Origin of the sequence: Shewanella eurypsychrophilus (assembly GCF_007004545.3) — a bacterium.
GTDB classification, from domain to species: Bacteria; Pseudomonadota; Gammaproteobacteria; order Enterobacterales; family Shewanellaceae; genus Shewanella; species Shewanella eurypsychrophilus.
The window spans coordinates 3904545-3923742 of the sequence record NZ_CP045503.2 but is presented as its reverse complement, the minus strand read 5'-3'; the positions used below and the strand labels follow the sequence as shown (position 1 = coordinate 3923742).

Genomic DNA, 19198 nt, shown 5'->3' with positions numbered 1-19198 from the left:
TTACCTTGTGACGCTCGCTTGATTCCCCCCTGATCGGTGTAAGTTAAGTGTTTGTTGACAGCTGTTTTTAATGGCGTTTTTAACGGCCACTAAGTAACGAATAAACTAGATTATCGGACCATTTATATATGGTGATGAATGATGATAATTCATGGGTAAATCAATGCTGTGTGGCTATTTTATGAAGCTTGACTCTCCAATGATTGAATTCATTACCGTATAACAATTAAGATATAACAAACCAGAAACATATTATTTCTAAGATATGACGCGCTATCGTAGGTTGGTTGCAGGTGAGTGATTAGTGTGCGGTCTTGATTGACACTGTCGCGACTCAATTAAAACAATAAATACCCTACAGATGGGGGGGAGCAACCAATGACTGATACGGCATACCTAACCACAAATAAAGCACCGAATCGAATGCATCCTATAGCGCTTGGCATTGCGCTAGCGATAGGTTCATATTCAACAATAGCGATTGCACAAGATAAAGACAAAACATCTCATCAACAGGTTGAGCAGCAACATCATGACGCCGCAGAGAAAGCCAGAGCAGAAAAGGAGGCTGAGCGAAATGCAGCTCCTGCCATTGAAGTTATTCAGGTTACCGCTCGTCACCGCGTCGAGAGCATGCAATCAACCCCGATAGCCATTACCGCTTTTAGTGCTGAGCAGATGAAAGAAGCCAAAATCGAGGGTTTAGATGATATCGCCGGACGCACACCTGGCTTTCAGATGAATGCGTACACATCGAGCGAGCCTGAACTATTTATGCGAGGCATAGGTAGTGATATTGAGAGTGCGGGTGCCGCCGCTGCTATCGGTATGTATGTCGATGGCGTGTACGTGTCTCGAGGCACCGCCTCAGCGATGGATCTATATGACCTACAAAGTGTCGAAGTACTTCGCGGACCACAAGGTACACTTTACGGCAAGAACGTGGTGGGGGGCGCAATTAACTTTATCACTAAGAAGCCACAGTTTGATGAGGCGGAAGGCAGTGGTGAAGTGACCATGGGTAACTATGGTTTATGGGAAGCTAAAGGTTATGTGACCGGTGGCTTGTCAGATAACCTTGCGGGCAAGATGGCCTATAGTGGTTATATGCGTGATGGCTATGGTGAGAATACCTATACAGGTAATGATGCCGACTCTTTAGATAGAAACTCCACCCGCGCTCAACTGCTTTATACACCTGCTGATGATCTCGAGATCCTATTCTCTGCCGGTCACTCTCAATCGAAAGGTGTGCCGCGTGTTAAGCATATTGGTTACAGTGCTGGGCGAAATGCAGCCTTTATCAGTGATGATCCTCGCCGTGATGAAAACAGTATAGATGGTCATGAAAACTCACAAACAGACAGCCTAAGCATGAAGTTAGACTGGTTTACCGATGTGGGCACATTCACCTCAATTACTGCCTACCGTGATAACGAATATGACATCTATGAAAATGCCGCTGCAGGTTTAGTCGACAGTTCACAGGTTTTCGACCCTTGGGGTGACCCTGCCGATAACACCGTCGGCTCAGATGAGGAGTTGGCAGCGCTGCAGCCAGATGATGAATGGCTATCGAATAAGGCTGAGCAGTCCTCGCAGATCTCCCAAGAGTTTCGTCTTGCCAGTGGCGATGGCGCGTTTAGCTGGTTAGGTGGCCTGTTCTTTATGCAAGAAGATATTAGCCGCCAGGAAGACGTGGACTATTGGTTCCATACCCAGTGGGGTACAACCGCGGGTAATGTCGCAAACACCACCGATAACACCACGACCAGCTATGCGGCATTTGGTCAGGCCTCTTATGAGCTTACCGATGCGCTGACTGTAACGGCAGGTTTAAGGTACAGCCGTGATGATAAAGAGTTTACCGCAGGCGCTTCAGGACGCCGCTTCGATAACTGGGATAACTTACATGAAGATATGGATGGCAATCGCGTAGAGAGCTACAAAGTCACAACGACGGACTCTTGGTCTGAGTGGACACCGAGTTTAAATGTCGATTATCAGGCGACCCGTGACATGTTCTTTTACTATTCACTCGCTAAAGGTTATAAAGCAGGTGGTTTTAATGGCGAAGGTATGGAAAAAGCGGTTGAAGCAGTGACGCCTTTCGCTCCTGAGATTGCCTGGAATAATGAGATTGGCTTTAAGACCCAGTCTTTTGAGGATCGTTTCAGATTAAATGGTGCCATCTTCTACACCGAATATACCGATATGCAGAACCAAGTTTGGGTTGAAACGGGTGAGAACACCCCAGATAACCTACAAACCATGAACGGGAGCGGTGTTGCTAAGGGTGTAGAGCTGGAGATGATAGCCCTGCTGACAGAAAACCTAAGCTTGAATGGCAGCTATGGTTACCTCAACTCTGAGTTTACCGATGACTTTATCGTTAACGAAGATGAGAACTACAAAGGCAATGCCATGCGCCGAGCACCAGAGCATACCTTCAATATCTACGCTAACTATGAGTGGGAAGTTGAAAGCTTAGGTGATGCCAGTGCGCGCATTAACTACCAGTATCAAGATGAATACTTCTTCGATAACTCCAATGATCCGTTAACTCAGGTGGAGTCAGAGTTTAGCGTCGACATGGTACTGACTTTGAAGAGCTTCGATGATACTTGGGCCTTACAGTTATGGGGTAAGAACCTGACCGATGAGCTCAATATCGGTTCGACCACTGTGTATGCTGCCTGGGATGACACTGTGTATAACGCTTATAAGCCACCGCGTACTTACGGTGTGACTTTCTCTTATAATTTCTAAATACTGAAAGAGCGAGTCCCTAGGATTTAGTGCTTAGGGACTCGATTATTTTTCAACTGTTCATTTCATCACACCATCAGCGATATCCCAATTAACGAGTTAAGGATTGCCATTAACGGCAATCCAGAATGGAAAGTTACCTACCGGAAACTGCTTCTCAATCGCTAAGGTTTTAGCATTGATGACGAGTACTTGGTTATCTTTGGTTAATGTCACATAGATCCATTGGCTATTTTTACTGGCACGGATCCCGTGGGGCCCTTCACCGACAACAAGATGTTGAGTCGTTAAACTGACTGTATCTATGATTGAAATCTTATTATCACCTATGGCTGCTGTAGCCACAAAACTGCCATCGGGCGCGACATCTATTCCGCCATGGCCATTACCCACTTTGATCACGTTTAATACCTTAGCCGTTGCAAGCTCGACCACCGCCACATTCTGGACAAAGTCGCGCACGTAGGCGATTTTCTCATCCTTGGATAAATCGAGATTGTGAGGACCTGTGATCCCAGGAATTGGGATCACTTTGACCATTTTTTGTTGAGCGGTATCGATAACGCCAATACCTGCGCCGCCTTGAAGTGTCACGTAGGCCAGTGAACCATCTTCAGTGAACCTCACATTGTGTGGGGCCTTCGGTACAGCAATGGTATGGATGACACTCATTGAAGCGATATCTATGATGCTGATGGTGGATGAAGCTTCATTGCTGACATAAACCTGTTTGCCATCAGGGTGAACCTTTACCCCTTTTGGGGCTTTTCCTACAGGTATAATGGCAACCTTTTTACCGGTTTTGACGTTAAATACATACAACTTGCCGCTGCTTGGGCTGGTGGAGAAGAGATGCTTGCCATCTGGTGATATGGCAGTGTAAAGCATATTCGGCCCGCCTTCCCAAGTGCTCATGGAAGGAAAAGTCTCGATGGCACCACAGCCTTTCATGGTGACAAATATGGTTTCGGGAAACTCAGCTTGTGTGGCTTCAAAGTTTGCCATTGAGCAAGCAAGTGAAGGAGTTGATTGGCTTATCTCAGATACAGGCTGGGAGATCTGAGCTGATGTGGAGATTGTGAGTTGTGAATAATAAGCTGCAAGGTTCACTGTATCATCACCGCTTAAACTTGACGCCATGGCCTGCATGGTGGCTTCCTGTCTGTGGCCCAGTTTAAAAGCCTCAAGTTGTTTGATGATGTAAGCCTGTTTTTGACCAGCTAAGTTGGGGTACTCTGAACTTAGGCCTATACCATCTAATCCATGACAACCCGCGCAAAGAACAGCTTTGTTTTTACCCTCTACAGGATCACCAAGTTGCTCCGCTTGAGTGTGATTGATGACAAAAAAGAGTGGTCCTAGCAAGAGGACTGCGCATAGTCGCTGACTTACTTTTTTTAATAGCTGTTGAACTGACGGGTTAACCGGCTGTTGAATTAGTCGCTGAATAGAGGTTGTCTGACTCAAAATTATCTCTCCGCTGAGACTGCATTATGCTAATTATAGCGTCAGTATTTATCTGCCGGTTTTTCATCTCAATAAATGTTAATACTCACTTCATCCTTGAGATAGTCTTTGTTAGGCATACTGCAGCACAAAAAAATAGGTCATAAAAAACAGACTTCAATATTTGGCCATAACATTCAGGAAAATCTTGTGCGAATAGCTTCAAAAATACCGTATTTATTGACCATCATATCCATTCTCTTCATGCTTTCAGTGCTGACTGGCTGCTCGAGTGTACCGATGAAGAGTCCCGCTGACATTATCGGCTACACCGAATCGGGTAAGGCGTCTTTTTACGCCATGAAATATCAGTTTAGGCAGACGGCCAGTGGTGAGCGATTTAATCAATACTCAGATACCGCCGCGCATAAGACACTGCCATTTGGATCGAAAGTCAGAGTCACCAATCGCAAAAATGGTCAAAGCGTTATCGTTAAAATTAATGATAGGGGCCCTTTTATTAAGGGAAGGATTATCGACCTTTCTCGCTCGGCCTTTGCGGCTATCGGTAACTTAGACTCAGGTGTCATAGAGGTGAAAATAGAAGTGATAGACTAGCTGGAGCAGGATAAAAAATGGATTAAAAGGAATGTAAGGCCCAGGTCTTGGGCCCTAACTTCACTCAATTGAATTAACCTTGTTTAATTAGCTCAGCTTCTTCTCTGAGTGCTTCGAGTAGTGACTGACAAACGGGGGGAAGCTCTCGGTTAGCTCGGGTCGTAATGCCTATAAGTCCAGATTCAGTCCCTAAGTCTATCGGCAGTTTCTTTAACAAACCAATTTCAGCATAAGTCTTGATCACTTGGTCGGGAAGGGTGGAGATCATATCGGTTTCTTTGAGCAAGGTACGGTTTACCAATATGGATACCGACTCTACCGCATTGGCTGGAACATTAAGCCCTTCACGATGGAAGATGTCATCGATCTCTTTTCTAAGCAATGTCTCTCTTGGCGGCAAGATCCATTCATATTTGAGCAGATCTTTGAGGCTTAAATCGGTCTTTGATTGTAATGGGTGATCCGCACGGGAGACCAAAGATACCGGATCTTTATACAGCACTTCGTTGGTCAGTTGCTCCTCATCAGAAAACTCTGAGATACGGCCTACCATGATATCGATATCATCGATCTTCAATGCAGACATCAACTTATCGGCAGTACCTTCGACAATCACAATCGACACATTAGGCCTTTCCTTTTTGAGTCTAGCAATCGCTTTAGGCAGTAAAGTGGCGCTGGCGGCGAGTAGGGTGCCGACGGTAACACGACCTGACAGACCCCCCTGCAGTGTCGATAACTCTTCACTGGCATGTTTTACCTGAGAAAGTACCAGCTTTGCATGTTTGATTAACACATCGCCATACATAGTCGGCACCACACCACGGGAGGAACGGTCGAACAACCTAAGGTCTAACGCATTTTCAATATCACGAATGATTTTAGTGGCGGCGGGCTGTGCCATATTGAGCAGTTGTGCGGCTCTGAAGATATTCTGTTGCTCACCGACAGTGACTAGCAATCGTAAGTATTTGAACTTGAGTCTAGAGACTAAATGTCTCTCTAATGTATTGGGATCCATGGCACTGCCTCGTAGTAATCATTGTGATGCCATTAAGTTATATCAATATGAATATAGTTGGAAGGGGGAGATATATTTATTTTGTATTAGTTTAAAAGCTATTTTTTGTGACTTTTAGCTATTCAAAAAAGATTATACCAAACCGACAATTAGTTATTTTTCTATTATGTCGCCATTACGTAAAGTGAGTTCATACCAAAACAAGTCACTAACAAATGTTATCAGCTTGAAACTTAGCGCTAGGGTGAACTCATGCAACAGAACTCTTCAAAAAAGTCTGACAATAAAAACAATACTGCTATTCCCCACGCCGGCGGCATATTAATGAATTATGTCGATGGTGAATTTGTTGATACTGGCAATTGTTTTGAAAATATCAGCCCAGTGGATGGCACTGTCATTAATCAGGTTTCTGAGGCCGATAGAGCCTTGGTTGACCGAGCTGTCGCATCTGGCCGTGCTGCACTTGAAGGTGAGTGGGGCAAGATGACACTCGCAAAGCGTTGTGAGTTATTACATAACGTTGCCGACGGAATAGAAGCCCGTTTCGATGAATTTGTTGCCGCCGAGATGGCCGATACCGGTAAATCTTTTTTTCAAGCTCGCACCATAGATATTCCACGGGGCGCCGCTAACTTTCGCGCCTTCGCCGATATGGTCAAATCTCAACCGAGCGAGTGCTTTCACACCGATACACCCGATGGCCGCGGCGCACTCAACTATTCCGTCAATAAACCCTTGGGCGTGGTGGCTGTGATAGCCCCCTGGAACCTTCCCCTGCTGCTGATGACCTGGAAACTGGCGCCCGCTATGGCAGCAGGCAATGTGGTTATCGCTAAGCCATCAGAAGAAACCCCAGCCACAGCGACTTTGCTCGCAGAGGTAATGCACAGTGTTGGGATCCCCAAGGGTGTTTTCAACTTAGTGCATGGCTTTGGTCCCGGCAGTGCCGGTGAGTTTTTAACGGCTCATGAAGGGGTCGATGCCATTACCTTTACCGGTGAGTCTCGTACAGGTTCCGCCATTATGAAAGCCGCCGCCGACGGCGTGAAGTCCCTATCATTCGAGCTTGGCGGCAAAAATGCAGCCATTATTTTTGCCGACAGTGATTTTGATGAGGCAGTCGCAGGGACTGCTCGGTCGGTATTTACCAATGGTGGCCAAGTGTGCCTCTGTACCGAACGTGTTTATGTCGAACGTAGCATCTTTGATAAGTTCGTTGCGGCCATGAAGGTCAAGGCGGAAGCACTCAAGATTGGCTGGCCACTCGATGAAGATACCGACATGGGCCCGGTTATCTCCCATAAGCACAGAGACAAGGTGCTCTCCTATTATGCCTCTGCGCGAGATGAAGGAGCCACAGTCGTAACAGGCGGGGGTATTCCAGAGTTTGCAGATGATCGTGATAACGGTGCATTTATTCAACCCACCATTTTTACCGGGCTCAGTGAGCAGGCAAAAATTCAACGCGAAGAGGTGTTTGGCCCTCTTTGTCATATCACCCCGTTCGACACAGAAGCGCAAGCGGTAGCGATGGCTAACGGCAGTGACTACGGTTTAGCCGCCACCGTTTGGACCACCAATTTGCAGCGAGCACATCGCGTAGCACAGCAGATGGAAGTGGGCATCGCTTGGGTTAACTCATGGTATCTGCGTGACTTAAGAACACCGTTTGGCGGCGTTAAGCTATCGGGTGTCGGCCGTGAAGGCGGTGTGCACTCTTTGGCGTTTTATGCCGAGCCGATGAACATCTGCATCAAGTTATAAACAAAGGAACAAGTGATGAGCAATAGCAATTCAACAACGATTAGCAACAAGATCATCAGTGTCGCTGCCGAACTGAGAAAAGCGGCTGAGACAGGTGTTCCATGTGATGCAGTTAGGCATCAACTCGATGAGATGAGCATAGAGTCTGCCTATCAAGTGCAGCAAGTCAATCATCAGTTCTGGCAACAACAAGACCGTCGCCCAGTGGGCTGCAAGATTGGCTTGACGTCAAAATCAGTACAGAAGCAGCTTGGCGTCGACCAGCCAGATTTTGGCCTACTTTATGCCGATATGTTTGTCGCCGATGGCGATCAGATAGCGATTAATCAGGTGCTTCAGCCAAAAGTTGAAGCTGAAATCGCCTTAGTGCTTGGACACGATCTCAACATTAGTATGCCAACGGTGGCTGACATTATCAGTGCCACCGCTTATGCGCTGCCTGCGATTGAGATTGTTGGCAGCCGAATTGCTAATTGGGATATCAATATTGTCGATACCATCGCAGATAACGCCTCATCAGGCATGTTTGCCCTAGGCGGCTCACCGAAAAAGTTGGCCGATCTGGATTTACGATTATGCGGCATGGTGATGGAGCGACGCGGCGAGCAGGTTTCTGTTGGGGCTGGACAGGCGTGTCTGGGCCACCCTCTTAACGCGGCTGTTTGGGTGGCTCGAACCTTTGCTGAGCGTGGTCAGTACTTAAAAGCCGGTGACATTATCTTAACCGGAGCCTTAGGGCCTATGGTCAGCGCAGAACCTGGTGATCAGTTTGAAGCGCGTATTTCAGGTCTTGGCTCAGTCAGAGTCGGTTTTGCCAAAGAGGATTAATACCATGGCTAATATTCAAGAGATGTCTCAAACAGAAAGTAGCAAAAAAATCAAAGTGGCCATTATCGGCTCAGGCAATATCGGTACTGACTTGATGATTAAGATCATGCGTACCTCTTCGGTACTGGAGATGGCCGCTATGGTGGGTATCGATGCAGCCTCAGATGGGCTTGCTCGTGCAAAGCGTCTTGGCGTTGTGACCACTCATGAAGGCATTGATGGACTCGTTGCACTGCCAGATTTCAATGAGATAAAAGTGGTTTTTGATGCGACATCAGCAGGTGCCCATAAGCACCATGACAAAATACTACAAAGCTATGGCAAGCAAGTTATCGACTTAACGCCTGCTGCTATCGGTCCATACACAGTACCAGTGGTGAATATCGATGAGCACCTAGATGCGGGTAACGTCAACATGGTGACCTGCGGCGGGCAAGCTACCATCCCTATGGTGGCCGCGGTAAGCCAACTATTACCTGTGCCTTATGCGGAAATTATTGCCTCAGTATCATCAAAATCTGCGGGCCCTGGCACCCGCGCCAATATTGATGAGTTTACTCAGACCACAGCGAGGGCTATTGAGCAGGTGGGCGGCGCAAAAAAAGGCAAGGCGATCATCATTTTGAACCCGGCTGAGCCGCCAATGATCATGCGCGATACGGTATTTGTACTCAGCGACTTGCCAGAAGATCACGGCAAAACCCAAGCAGACGTGGAGGCATCTATCGAGAAGATGGTTGCAGCGGTTCAATCATATGTACCTGGGTATCGTCTTAAACAAAAGGTTCAGTTCGAGCGTTTTGAGAAAGACTCTCCACTGCATATCCCTGGATATGGCGATTTTGCCGGGCTTAAATCTTCAGTTTTCTTAGAGGTTGAAGGCGCTGCCCATTACCTACCTGCCTATGCAGGTAACTTAGACATCATGACTTCGGCCGCCCTGGGCACTGCCGAGCAGATCGTGCGCTGTAAATTTGCAACGCAGCTGGCATAAGGGGAATTGATTATGACCGATTTTAACAGCACTGTTTCTACGAGCACTGGTTTAACAAGTCCTAGTTCAACAAGAACCGATTCAACAAGCGCTAAGAAGTTGTATATCCAAGATGTGACCTTACGTGATGGCATGCATGCTATTCGTCATCAGTACAGCATCGAGCATGTTCAGACCATAGCAAAAGCGCTGGAAGTGGCTGGTGTCGATGCCATCGAGGTGGCACACGGTGATGGTTTAGGCGGGTCTAGCTTTAACTATGGTTTCGGTGCCAACACAGACAAACAGTGGATCGAAGCCGTAGCCGATGTCGTGACCAAAGCCAAACTGACCACATTGATTTTACCGGGTATTGCGGTAAAGGAAGATCTTAAATGGGCGTGGGATGCCGGTGTTCGCTCAGTGCGTGTGGCAACCCACTGCACAGAAGGAGATATCTCTCGCCAGCACATAGAGTATGCCCGCGAGCTTGGTATGGATACCGTGGGTTTCTTGATGATGTCGCACATGAACAGCCCTGAAAAACTGGCCGAGCAGGCCAAATTAATGGAGTCCTATGGTGCTCAGGCTGTTTATGTTGTCGACTCAGGCGGCGCGATGAACATGGACGATGTGGCCGCGCGGGTTCAAGCCTATAAAAAAGTGCTCAAACCTGAAACTGAGATAGGTATTCATGCCCATCATAACCTGTCTCTCGGGGTGGCTAACTCAATTGTTGCGGCGCAAAACGGCGTTAACCGTATCGATGCATCGTTAGCGGGAATGGGCGCAGGGGCGGGTAATGCTCCCCTTGAAGTGTTTATTGCGGCAGCGAGCCGTCTTGGTTGGGATCATGGTACAGACCTTTACACCTTGATGGACGCCGCCGATGACTTAGTTCGTCCACTGCAAGACCGTATTGTACAGGTTGATCGCGAAACCTTGTCTCTGGGCTATGCCGGTGTGTATTCAAGTTTCTTACGCCATGCAGAGAAAGCGGCTGAAACCTACGGACTCGATACCCGTGAAATATTAGTCGAGCTAGGTCATCGCAATATGGTCGGTGGACAAGAGGATATGATCGTCGATGTCGCGTTGGATATCCTAAAAACCAAATCAATAGACAGCAAGGCGGGAGTTTAAGATGAGCCAGCAAGCAGAACAAAAATTAGCAAGCATTGCCGAGGTAGTCGATGGTGCAGCAATGAATGCCGAGGCGATTGAACAGTTATCACTGAAGTTAAAAGAACAAGGTCATCCATTGACGCTTACACAAGCCTATGAGGTGCAAGCACTCTCTGTTGCCCGCCGCATCGAACGTGGCGAGCGACAAGTGGGGATAAAGATGGGCTTTACCAGTCGCGCCAAGATGCTGCAGATGGGCGTTGATGATCTTATCTGGGGGCCATTAACTGATGCGATGGCCATTGAAGATGGCGGCGAGACCGACTTTAGCCGTTACATTCACCCACGTGTTGAGCCTGAAATTGCTTTTTTACTCAAGAACCCCCTATCAGGGCAAGTATCGATGAGTGAAGCGATGGCTGCGGTTGAGGCGGTCGCCCCGGCACTTGAAATTATCGACTCTCGCTACAGCAATTTTAAGTTCTCTCTTGAAGATGTGGTGGCGGATAACTGCTCATCGACAGGGTTTTGTATTGGGGCTTGGCAAGAGGCAGGGCTAGATCTCTCTAACCTTGGCATGGTGATGGAGATAGATGGCACCGCAGTTCAAATTGGCTCAAGTGCCGCCATCTTAGGCAACCCTTACCGCTCTCTCGTTGCTGCTGCACGTGTTGCAGGTGAAGCGGGTAAAACCTTACCCGCTGGCTCAATCGTACTCGCAGGTGCAGCAACAGCAGCTGAAGCGCTTAAGCCTGGCGTTCACGTCAAATTGCACAGTGAAAAGCTCGGTTGCGCTGAGTTTACCGTCGCTTAACCGATGATTTTTTCTTTAATGAATGAACGCTGAGTCGCTGACTTAAGAGAAAAGAATAATAAAAAGGTGGACATGGATATGGCAAAAGATAGCCAAGTAATTAGTGGTAAAGCTAAGCCCAGAGGGACCTTCCCACACTATAAACGCGCTGGAGACTTTGTGTTTATCTCTGGTACTAGCTCACGCCGATCTGACAATAGTTTTGCTGGCGTCGATGTTGACGAGATGGGGACAACAAACCTCGATATCAGCGCTCAGACCCGCACTGTGATTGACAATATCGGCGATATTCTCAAAGCCGCGGGTGGTAGCTTGAGTGATGTGGTTGAGATCAGCACCTATCTGGTGAACATGAACGATTTCGGCGGTTATAACCGGGTTTATAGTGAATTTTTCGATGAAACAGGCCCAAGTCGTACCACCGTTGCCGTGCATCAGCTGCCGCATCCTCACCTGTTAATCGAGATAAAAGCGGTGGCTTACTGCCCAGTTAATAATAAGAGTGGAGAATAATTATGCCTACTCCCCTAATAAAGAGTGTCAGCAAGCTCGCAAGCTTCAACTTTCATCAGTGGATTGAGGAACATGAACACCTGCTTAAACCACCGGTAAATAACAAGCTTATTTGGGAAGACGCGGACTTGATGGTCACTGTGGTTGGCGGCCCCAATCAGCGTTATGACTACCATGATGATCCGGTTGAGGAGTTCTTCTATCAGATGAAGGGCAACGCCTTTTTGCGCATCATGACTGAAACAGGCCCTGAAGAGTTGCACATGAAAGAGGGAGATATCTTTCTACTTCCGCCTCACGTGCGTCACTCTCCACAACGTCCAGAAGCTGGCAGTATCTGTCTGGTGATTGAGCCAAAGCGCCCAGATGGTGACAAAGATGCCTTCGAGTGGTATTGCCAGGCGTGCAACCACTTAGTGCATAGAGCTGAAGTTCAGTTGGTCAATATATCCAAAGACTTAGCCCCGGTATTTAAAGCCTTCGCTGCAGATGAATCTCTTAGAACTTGCCCTAGTTGTAGTGCTATTCACCCAGTAGCCGCAAAGCCTGCAAGTCGCAATAAACACGCTGAAATTGAATTAGTCTAGCCATTGGCAGATAAAGATAAGGATCGTTTATGACCATCGTCGATATGCATACACACTTCCTGCCAAAACAGTGGCCGGACTTAGCGAAAAAATTTGGCAGCCAAGATTGGCCTTGGATGAGACACACCGAGCCTGGTAAGGCGATGATTATGGTGGGTGACAAGGAGTTTCGCCCCGTTTATGAAGCGTTATGGGACCCTTCAGTTCGCCTAGAAGAGATGGACCGAGACGGCGTCGATATTCAAATTATGTGCGCGACACCTGTGCTGTTCAATTATGAGCGCCCAGCGCACCAAGCGGCGGAGTGTGCCGAGATATTTAATGATTTGGCACTTGAGATCTGTAGCCATAATCCAAACCGCTTAAAGGCGCTGGCGCAAGTGCCGCTGCAAGATATTGATGCCGCATGTATCGAAGTTAGTCGTGCCAAAAAAAGTGGCCATTTAGGGGTTCAAATTGGTAATCATGTCGGCAATAAAGATATGGATGATGAAGGCTTAGTGACCTTCCTGCAACACTGCGCAAGTGAAGATATTCCAGTTTTAGTGCACCCTTGGGATATGCTTGGCCGTGACAGAATGAACAAGTATATGCTGCAGTGGCTGGTGGCCATGCCTGCTGAAACTCAGCTTGGGGTGCTATCTTTGATACTTTCTGGTGCCTTCGAGCGTATTTCGAAAGACTTAAAACTGTGTTTCGCACACGGCGGCGGCAGTTTTGCGTTTCAATTAGGCCGCGTCGATAACGCGTGGAAACACAGAGATATCGTACGCCAAGATTGCCCGAATATTCCCTCTTCATACACAGATAGATTTTATGTCGACTCGGCGGTATTCAGTAATGAATCGCTCGACCTGCTGACTAAGGTGATGGGCGATGACAGAGTCATGATGGGCTCGGACTCACCGTTTCCACTCGGTGAGCAATCGGTGGGTAAGCTGGTACGTGAGCACGATACATTATCTGAGATCAGCAAACGACGAATTCTAGGCGAGAACTCACTTACGTTTTTTGGCATAGAGTAAGCTTAGATTATTGCGGCTGCTGCTTGAACTCAAATGCTTGAACGCAGAAAAATGGCTATCAATACGATAGCCATTTTTATGTCGCGTTACTGTCTACCGCGCTCCGCTAGTAGCCTTATATTCGATCAAGTTTATCATTTGGCCTGCCGGGTCTTTGAGCACTGAGACTGAGCCGATGTAGGGGATATCGAATGCGACCAGCTCCTTGGCGCCATCAGCCAGTGCACGTTCTACGGACTGAGCAACATTGTCAACAGTGACATATCCCACCCAAGCAGATAGAGGCATATGAGGTTGATCGCTGTGATCAGTGCCAGTCTCGAAAATACCGGCCATAGGTTTGGCTGAGCCATGAGGAATGATGAGTCCATATCGCTTTCCATTTCTGCCGGGCACCTCTCTAATGGTGCAATTAAAATGTGCACCATAGAAAGCGACAGAAGTATCGAAATCTTGAGTATGTAGCTCTTGCCAGTCAAAGTTCATCTTGTTTTCCTGTATCAACCAATTATTCAATGAGGCCATTATCAGCTTAAAAACATTACAAGCATTCACTAAGAGTTTTAGTGAGCCTGAGTCAGTTGATACTTTCATAGGGAACGCTATTCCGTTAAGCTCATAAAAGGACCATTTGAAAAGTATGTTAGGGAAGAGGGGAGATGTGCGCAGATAAAACCATCGGGCAACTACAAGCCGAGATCAAAGCACTACAAGATGAGAACATCGAGCTGACTCGACAGAAACGTAGTGTCGAGGAGAAGCTGACTGCAGCCTTAGATGGCACTGGATTGTGTCTATGGCAGCAGCATATCCCTAGCGGTAACCTGACTATTTTTAATCGAGAATGGGGGCATTTACTCGGTTATACAGAGCAAGAGCTTGCCGCTCATGTGGATAGTTGGAAGGAAACTCTTCATCCTGAAGATAGAGACTGGGTGATCGCCGCTTTTGAAGAACATGTTTCGGGTAAGACTGAATCTTATCAAGCCATTCACCGCATGTTGCATAAAGATGGCAGCGTGAGCTGGGTATCTGATAGGGGCCGGATTGTCGAATATGACGATGAGGATAAGCCCATACGTATGATGGGAACCCATATCGATATTACCAAAGAAAAGCGCTATGAGATTGATTTAGCTAGACTTGCCCATTGTGATCCGCTGACACATTTACTTAATCGTAAGGCATTAGAGCAGGCTTTTTATGAGCATCAATCAGTCAGTTCTCAAGCGGGGGGCGCACTGTTCTTTATCGATCTGGACGGCTTTAAGCAACTTAACGACAAACATGGTCATCGACTTGGCGATCTGGTGTTAATGGATGTCGCGCAGATCTTACAGAATAAAGCTGGCGAGCGAGCCAAACTGGCTCGATTTGGTGGTGATGAGTTTGTCATCTTGTACCCAACGCGCGATAAAGCAGTACTGACAGAAGTGGCGGAAAGTATCTTGAGCCATTATCACACCAGAATTCAAATCGATGGCTGCGAAGTTCAACTCGGTTTAAGTATCGGTATTAGCCTTTTCGACGGCTCAGATCCATTTATCGCAGCGTGTGAATACGCTGATAGAGCCATGTATCAGGTGAAGCAACAGGGCAAACATAATTATGCTTTCTGGAAAATTAAAGATCCCTTAGCACTGATATCAAACAATGAAGTGAGCAAGCTTACCTATTAATGATTTGCTAAGTTAGCTTAGTTTTTCCCTATACATTGATACTTCTTGGTAACCATATAAACATCACATCTTGAGTCAACACTATCTCGGCAGCTCGTCTGTACGCCACTAAAAGCGTCCGCTGTTTTAAATCCCCACGCTTTACACCTTTTTATTGCCGTTCTCAGTGCATCTTGCTCATCAAATTTGGATGTTTCACTCGGGCTGCGAGTGTAAGATAGCTCGATGATCCCATCAGATAAGCTACCGCCTGTGGCTTCCATGGTTTTCATTGAAGTACAACCAACCAGGGTCGCTGCGATGACAGAAGTGAGCGCGAGTCGTGTGATATAAGTCTGCATGATCGAGATATTACCGTATGAAAGGGCGATGTATTGATTTGGAGCATCATAGTGGAAGCGCGTGATAAATCACAATTAAAGCTTCATCAATGAAGGACTGTCGTTCTAAATTTAAGCAAATGTAACAATGTCCTAATGATAAGCAACATGATTAAAACAGTATCTTTCAAATTAAGGCAAATAAAAATGCAGCCATCTGGCTGCATTTTTCGGTTTATGACTAACGCAATCCGTTAGTTGGCGATTTTAAGCTCAGCTTTATCACCAATTAAGTTCATATTAAAATCGAACTCATCGACGCGAATAGCACGTTCACGCTTAAGGTTGTAGTCGAGCAGCTGCTTATGCTCTGTGGCATTAATCACTTTAGCGGCAAGGGCATTATCTAGGGTGATAGGAAAGCGGATCCCAGATTTGAATACTCGAGTCTTAAGTCCTTTTTTGACCTTCGCCAGTAAAGGTAAGCAGTCCATCTTGGCCAGATAGGCTTGCTCATTAATGTAGTTACCGTCGCCGATAACAGGCTTAACCAGATGAGTTAGGTTCTTTTTAAACTCAGTATTGAGTTGGGCTTGCTCGGCAAGCTCTCTGACTAGATTATCATTTACCTTCGGCATTTTAGCAGAGTAAGTTACTGTTAGCGCACGCATTAACTTACGTGCACCCGATGCTGGGAAGTTTTCTAGGAAGGCAAGCAGTGCTTCTTCAGCCTTACACAGAGACCAACGCGTTGCATAGTGAAAGTAAGGCGCTGCTTGCTCACGCTGCTCACTCGGTAACTTTTGTTCGTAGTAACGAATCGATGCCATGGCTGCATAGAGGTAGCTCATTACATCACCCAGACGGGCCGATAGCATCTCGGCTTGTTTGAGCTTTCCGCCAAGGACCAGCAGAGAGAAGTCAGCGTATACGGCGAGCTTAGAAGCTAACTTATTGACTGACTTTTCGTATATCGCAACTTCAGGTAGCTTAGAACTGGCTTGAGCAGTAAAAGGCAGCAGGCCTAAACGGAAGGCACGCAAACCGTTGTTGACGCTATAAGCAATCGTTTTACGGAAAATACTGTTAAATACTTTGTCGGCATTTTTATGATCGCTATGAATCGCTTCAACCATGTTTTGCATATGTGGATGACAACGCATCACACCTTGGCCGAAGATCATCAGGTTACGGGTAAGAATGTTCGCGCCTTCAACGGTGATCGCGATAGGTTGGGCGACATAACCCGAAGCTAAGGTATTTTGTGGACCACGTTGAATGGCTTTACCGGCTTGGATATCCATGGCTGAGTTGAGTATGTCCCGGCCAAGTTCTGTCATATGATATTTGGCAATCGCTGTCACGACCGAAGGTTTAAGGCCTATGCCTAGTCCTTCTGTGGTCAACACGCGCATAGATTCTTGCAGATAAGTTTTACCTGCGATATCGGCCAATTTTTCTTGAATACCCTCAAACTTGCCAATAGATAGTCCGAACTGTTCACGTACTGCGGCATATTCGGCCGATGACTTAAATGAACACTGGCTAACTGATGCCCCTAAGGCTGGTAATGAAATGCCACGACCTGCGCCAAGACAGGCGACTAACATAGACCAACCACGACCGATATTTTTCTGCCCACCTATGATGAAGTCCATAGGAATAAACACGTTTTCACCACGCGTCGTACCATTATAGAAGTTGATGCCCATAGGGTCGTGACGGTTGCCAAGCTCTACACCTGGATGAGATTTTGGTATTAGCGCACAGGTGATCCCAAGGTGTTCCTTGCCGCCAAGTAGACCCTTTGGATCTTGAACCTTGAAAGCCAAACCAAGTACTGTGGCGATGGGGGCTAAGGTGATGTAACGCTTATCCCACGTCACTGAAAGGCCGAGTACTTGCTTGCCTTCAAACTCACCCATAGTGACAGTGCCCACATCGGGGATCCCACCGGCATCTGAGCCAGCTTCTGGGCTAGTTAGGGCAAAACAGGGGATCTCTTGACCATTCGCTAAGCGAGGAAGCCAGTGGTCTTGCTGTTCACTGGTGCCGTAATGCATTAGCAATTCGCCAGGGCCTAATGAGTTTGGCACCATAACCGTGACGGCGACGGCTGAGCTTTTAGCGGCAATGGTCGCCACTATGGTTGAGTTTGCATAGGGACTGAATTCGAGTCCACCATAAGATTTCGGGATAATGAGCGAGAAAAATTTATTCTCTTTTAGGAAGCTAAGAATATGATCGGGCAGATGTTTATCATTTTGGATGGCGAAGTCATCCACCATTCCGATTAATTTTGTCACAGGACCATCGAGGAAAGCTTGTTCCTCATCGTTTAACTTGGCGACGGGTATGTCTCTTAAGGCTGCAAAATCTGGTTTTCCTTGGAAAATCGAGCCTTCTAACCATACATCACCAGCATCGAGTGCTTCTTGTTCTGTAGTAGAAATACTTGGCATTATTTTTTTTAATTGGGTTCTTATGCTCATTATCTTTGCTCATCCGACCAGAAATTCAGATCACATTACTGCATAAAATCAGATTTAGATCAATAACTCTAAACAAGTAATTTAAACGGTTGTTTGATTTGTTTCCGGTAAGTGGTAACTATAGTGAATACTTTCATCGGCTTACACCTGTATGCTCAAAATGAAATATTTTGCTTAGTTTGAGTTTTAATCGGTGAGACTGACTGAATGGTTTGTGCTCAGATTCAAGGCGTTCATTAGAGGCGAAGTGCTAGCTTTAAATCAGCTTAATTGTGCTCAATCACCTCACGTTCCGATTTCTCTATTAAATGTTGCATCTCCCCTGATAATGTCATCTGTTTTATCACAGCATCAACTTTAGGGACTAAGTCGATGTGACTTTTATGTATGTAGTGGTAAAGCTCAAGGACCGCCAGAGGTGTATCTAAAGGTTGGATCTTGTCTAGTCCTAGCTTTTCAATCATATATACGCCGTCTATCGTGTTTGTCAGCGCCACGTCAACATGGCCTGAATTCAGCACTAGCATCATCTGCTCAGTGCTATCAACGTCATGAACATTATCCATGTTTCGGGTGATATTATTGGTATGCTTAACGCCTCTGACTTTAGCTAGCCGATACTTTTTTAAATCTTCACTGTTATTAATGACAAGGTTACTGCCTTGCTTGATAAACGCCATGGTCTCTAAGTAATAATAAGGGGTCGGTACTCGGATGGTATTGGGCGTTTCATCGCCATAACTGTATATCCTCATTATCTCACCATCTTTGCTTCCTGAGTTCGCCATCTGTTGTGCACGCTTTCCCGGCATGGGTGTGATTGTGATCTCTATTCCCAACTTGCTATAAACCTTGGGAATGATGACCCTACCGACCTCTTGCTCAATCAGTTTTTCAATGGAAACAAAATCAAAATCTGCAGCAATGCCAACATTTGACAGCAAACCCAAAAGCACAGATAAAATGGCTATCAATTTTAATATTAGATTCATAGGCACTCAGCAGATTGTCGAAAAGTCTATTTATACCAATCGGTATTATCAAAGTGTAGACCTCAAAAGGTGGGTGTATTGAATTACCTTAGCTTTGAAAACTACTGATACAGGTGTTACTGATAACGGGTCTTATGTTTGCTTGGTGTGTTGTTTTTCTTTCGTTAATTACTAATGAAAAACAATTACTTATCAATAATTAGTTTCTCATTGTTCGTGTCTCAATATT

The 19198-nt window shown here is 46.4% G+C and carries 17 protein-coding genes; 11 read left to right on the top strand and 6 right to left on the bottom strand.

Annotated elements, in window-relative coordinates; translation table 11 throughout:
• Positions 1-378: 378 nt before the first annotated feature.
• Positions 379-2769: a TonB-dependent receptor gene (locus FM038_RS16665; protein ID WP_142874459.1), complete on the top strand. Its 2391-nt coding sequence runs from the start codon at positions 379-381 to the stop codon at positions 2767-2769.
• A gap of 99 nt (positions 2770-2868) precedes the next feature.
• On the opposite strand, the gene FM038_RS16660 is transcribed toward FM038_RS16665, so the two are convergent.
• Positions 2869-4236: a cytochrome D1 domain-containing protein gene (locus FM038_RS16660; protein ID WP_142874458.1), complete on the bottom strand. Its 1368-nt coding sequence runs from the start codon at positions 4234-4236 to the stop codon at positions 2869-2871.
• A 243-nt stretch (positions 4237-4479) separates the two neighbouring features.
• Here FM038_RS16660 and FM038_RS16655 point away from each other — a divergent pair, with 243 nt between their 5' ends.
• Complete coding sequence (locus FM038_RS16655) at positions 4480-4833, top strand: septal ring lytic transglycosylase RlpA family protein (RefSeq protein WP_142874811.1); 354 nt, start codon at positions 4480-4482, stop codon at positions 4831-4833.
• 73 nt (positions 4834-4906) lie between these two features.
• On the opposite strand, the gene FM038_RS16650 is transcribed toward FM038_RS16655, so the two are convergent.
• Positions 4907-5854 carry a LysR substrate-binding domain-containing protein gene (locus FM038_RS16650; protein ID WP_142874457.1) on the bottom strand — a complete coding sequence of 316 codons (948 nt, stop codon included), beginning with the start codon at positions 5852-5854 and terminating at the stop codon, positions 4907-4909.
• Between the two features lie 252 nt (positions 5855-6106).
• On the opposite strand from FM038_RS16650, the gene FM038_RS16645 reads away from it, so the two are divergent.
• The 8 genes from FM038_RS16645 to FM038_RS16610 all read left to right on the top strand — a co-directional run bounded on the left by FM038_RS16645 (position 6107) and on the right by FM038_RS16610 (position 13486).
• Positions 6107-7621: a 2-hydroxymuconic semialdehyde dehydrogenase gene (locus tag FM038_RS16645; RefSeq protein WP_142874456.1), complete on the top strand. Its 1515-nt coding sequence runs from the start codon at positions 6107-6109 to the stop codon at positions 7619-7621.
• Between the two features lie 15 nt (positions 7622-7636).
• Complete coding sequence (locus FM038_RS16640; RefSeq protein WP_142874455.1) at positions 7637-8449, top strand: 2-keto-4-pentenoate hydratase; 813 nt, start codon at positions 7637-7639, stop codon at positions 8447-8449.
• Positions 8450-8453: 4 nt separating this feature from the next.
• Positions 8454-9443, top strand: a complete 990-nt coding sequence (locus FM038_RS16635; RefSeq protein WP_443216832.1) for an acetaldehyde dehydrogenase (acetylating) — start codon at positions 8454-8456, stop codon at positions 9441-9443.
• 12 nt (positions 9444-9455) lie between these two features.
• Complete coding sequence (gene dmpG / locus FM038_RS16630) at positions 9456-10565, top strand: 4-hydroxy-2-oxovalerate aldolase (RefSeq protein WP_142874454.1); 1110 nt, start codon at positions 9456-9458, stop codon at positions 10563-10565.
• Between the two features lies 1 nt (position 10566).
• Complete coding sequence (locus FM038_RS16625; RefSeq protein ID WP_142874453.1) at positions 10567-11361, top strand: 2-keto-4-pentenoate hydratase; 795 nt, start codon at positions 10567-10569, stop codon at positions 11359-11361.
• 78 nt (positions 11362-11439) lie between these two features.
• Positions 11440-11874: a RidA family protein gene (locus tag FM038_RS16620; protein ID WP_223292884.1), complete on the top strand. Its 435-nt coding sequence runs from the start codon at positions 11440-11442 to the stop codon at positions 11872-11874.
• A 2-nt stretch (positions 11875-11876) separates the two neighbouring features.
• Complete coding sequence (locus tag FM038_RS16615) at positions 11877-12461, top strand: 3-hydroxyanthranilate 3,4-dioxygenase (RefSeq protein WP_142874451.1); 585 nt, start codon at positions 11877-11879, stop codon at positions 12459-12461.
• 29 nt (positions 12462-12490) lie between these two features.
• The gene (locus tag FM038_RS16610) at positions 12491-13486 is read left to right on the top strand and encodes an amidohydrolase family protein (protein WP_142874450.1); all 996 of its coding nucleotides are present in this window, start codon (positions 12491-12493) and stop codon (positions 13484-13486) included.
• A gap of 93 nt (positions 13487-13579) precedes the next feature.
• Here the strand turns inward: FM038_RS16610 and FM038_RS16605 are convergent, their stop codons facing one another.
• Positions 13580-14080, bottom strand: a complete 501-nt coding sequence (locus tag FM038_RS16605; RefSeq protein ID WP_142874449.1) for a VOC family protein — start codon at positions 14078-14080, stop codon at positions 13580-13582.
• 65 nt (positions 14081-14145) lie between these two features.
• Here FM038_RS16605 and FM038_RS16600 point away from each other — a divergent pair, with 65 nt between their 5' ends.
• A complete protein-coding gene (locus FM038_RS16600) occupies positions 14146-15165 on the top strand; it encodes a diguanylate cyclase domain-containing protein (protein WP_142874448.1) in 1020 nt (339 codons plus the stop codon).
• Positions 15166-15182: 17 nt separating this feature from the next.
• Here FM038_RS16600 and yecR read toward each other — a convergent pair whose 3' ends face one another.
• The 3 genes from yecR to FM038_RS16585 form a co-directional block, all read right to left on the bottom strand.
• Complete coding sequence (gene yecR / locus FM038_RS16595; protein ID WP_142874447.1) at positions 15183-15506, bottom strand: YecR family lipoprotein; 324 nt, start codon at positions 15504-15506, stop codon at positions 15183-15185.
• Between the two features lie 233 nt (positions 15507-15739).
• A complete protein-coding gene (locus FM038_RS16590) occupies positions 15740-17977 on the bottom strand; it encodes an acyl-CoA dehydrogenase (protein ID WP_142874446.1) in 2238 nt (745 codons plus the stop codon).
• Positions 17978-18243: 266 nt separating this feature from the next.
• Positions 18244-18969: a substrate-binding periplasmic protein gene (locus FM038_RS16585; RefSeq protein WP_142874445.1), complete on the bottom strand. Its 726-nt coding sequence runs from the start codon at positions 18967-18969 to the stop codon at positions 18244-18246.
• Between the last annotated feature and the right edge of the window lie 229 nt (positions 18970-19198).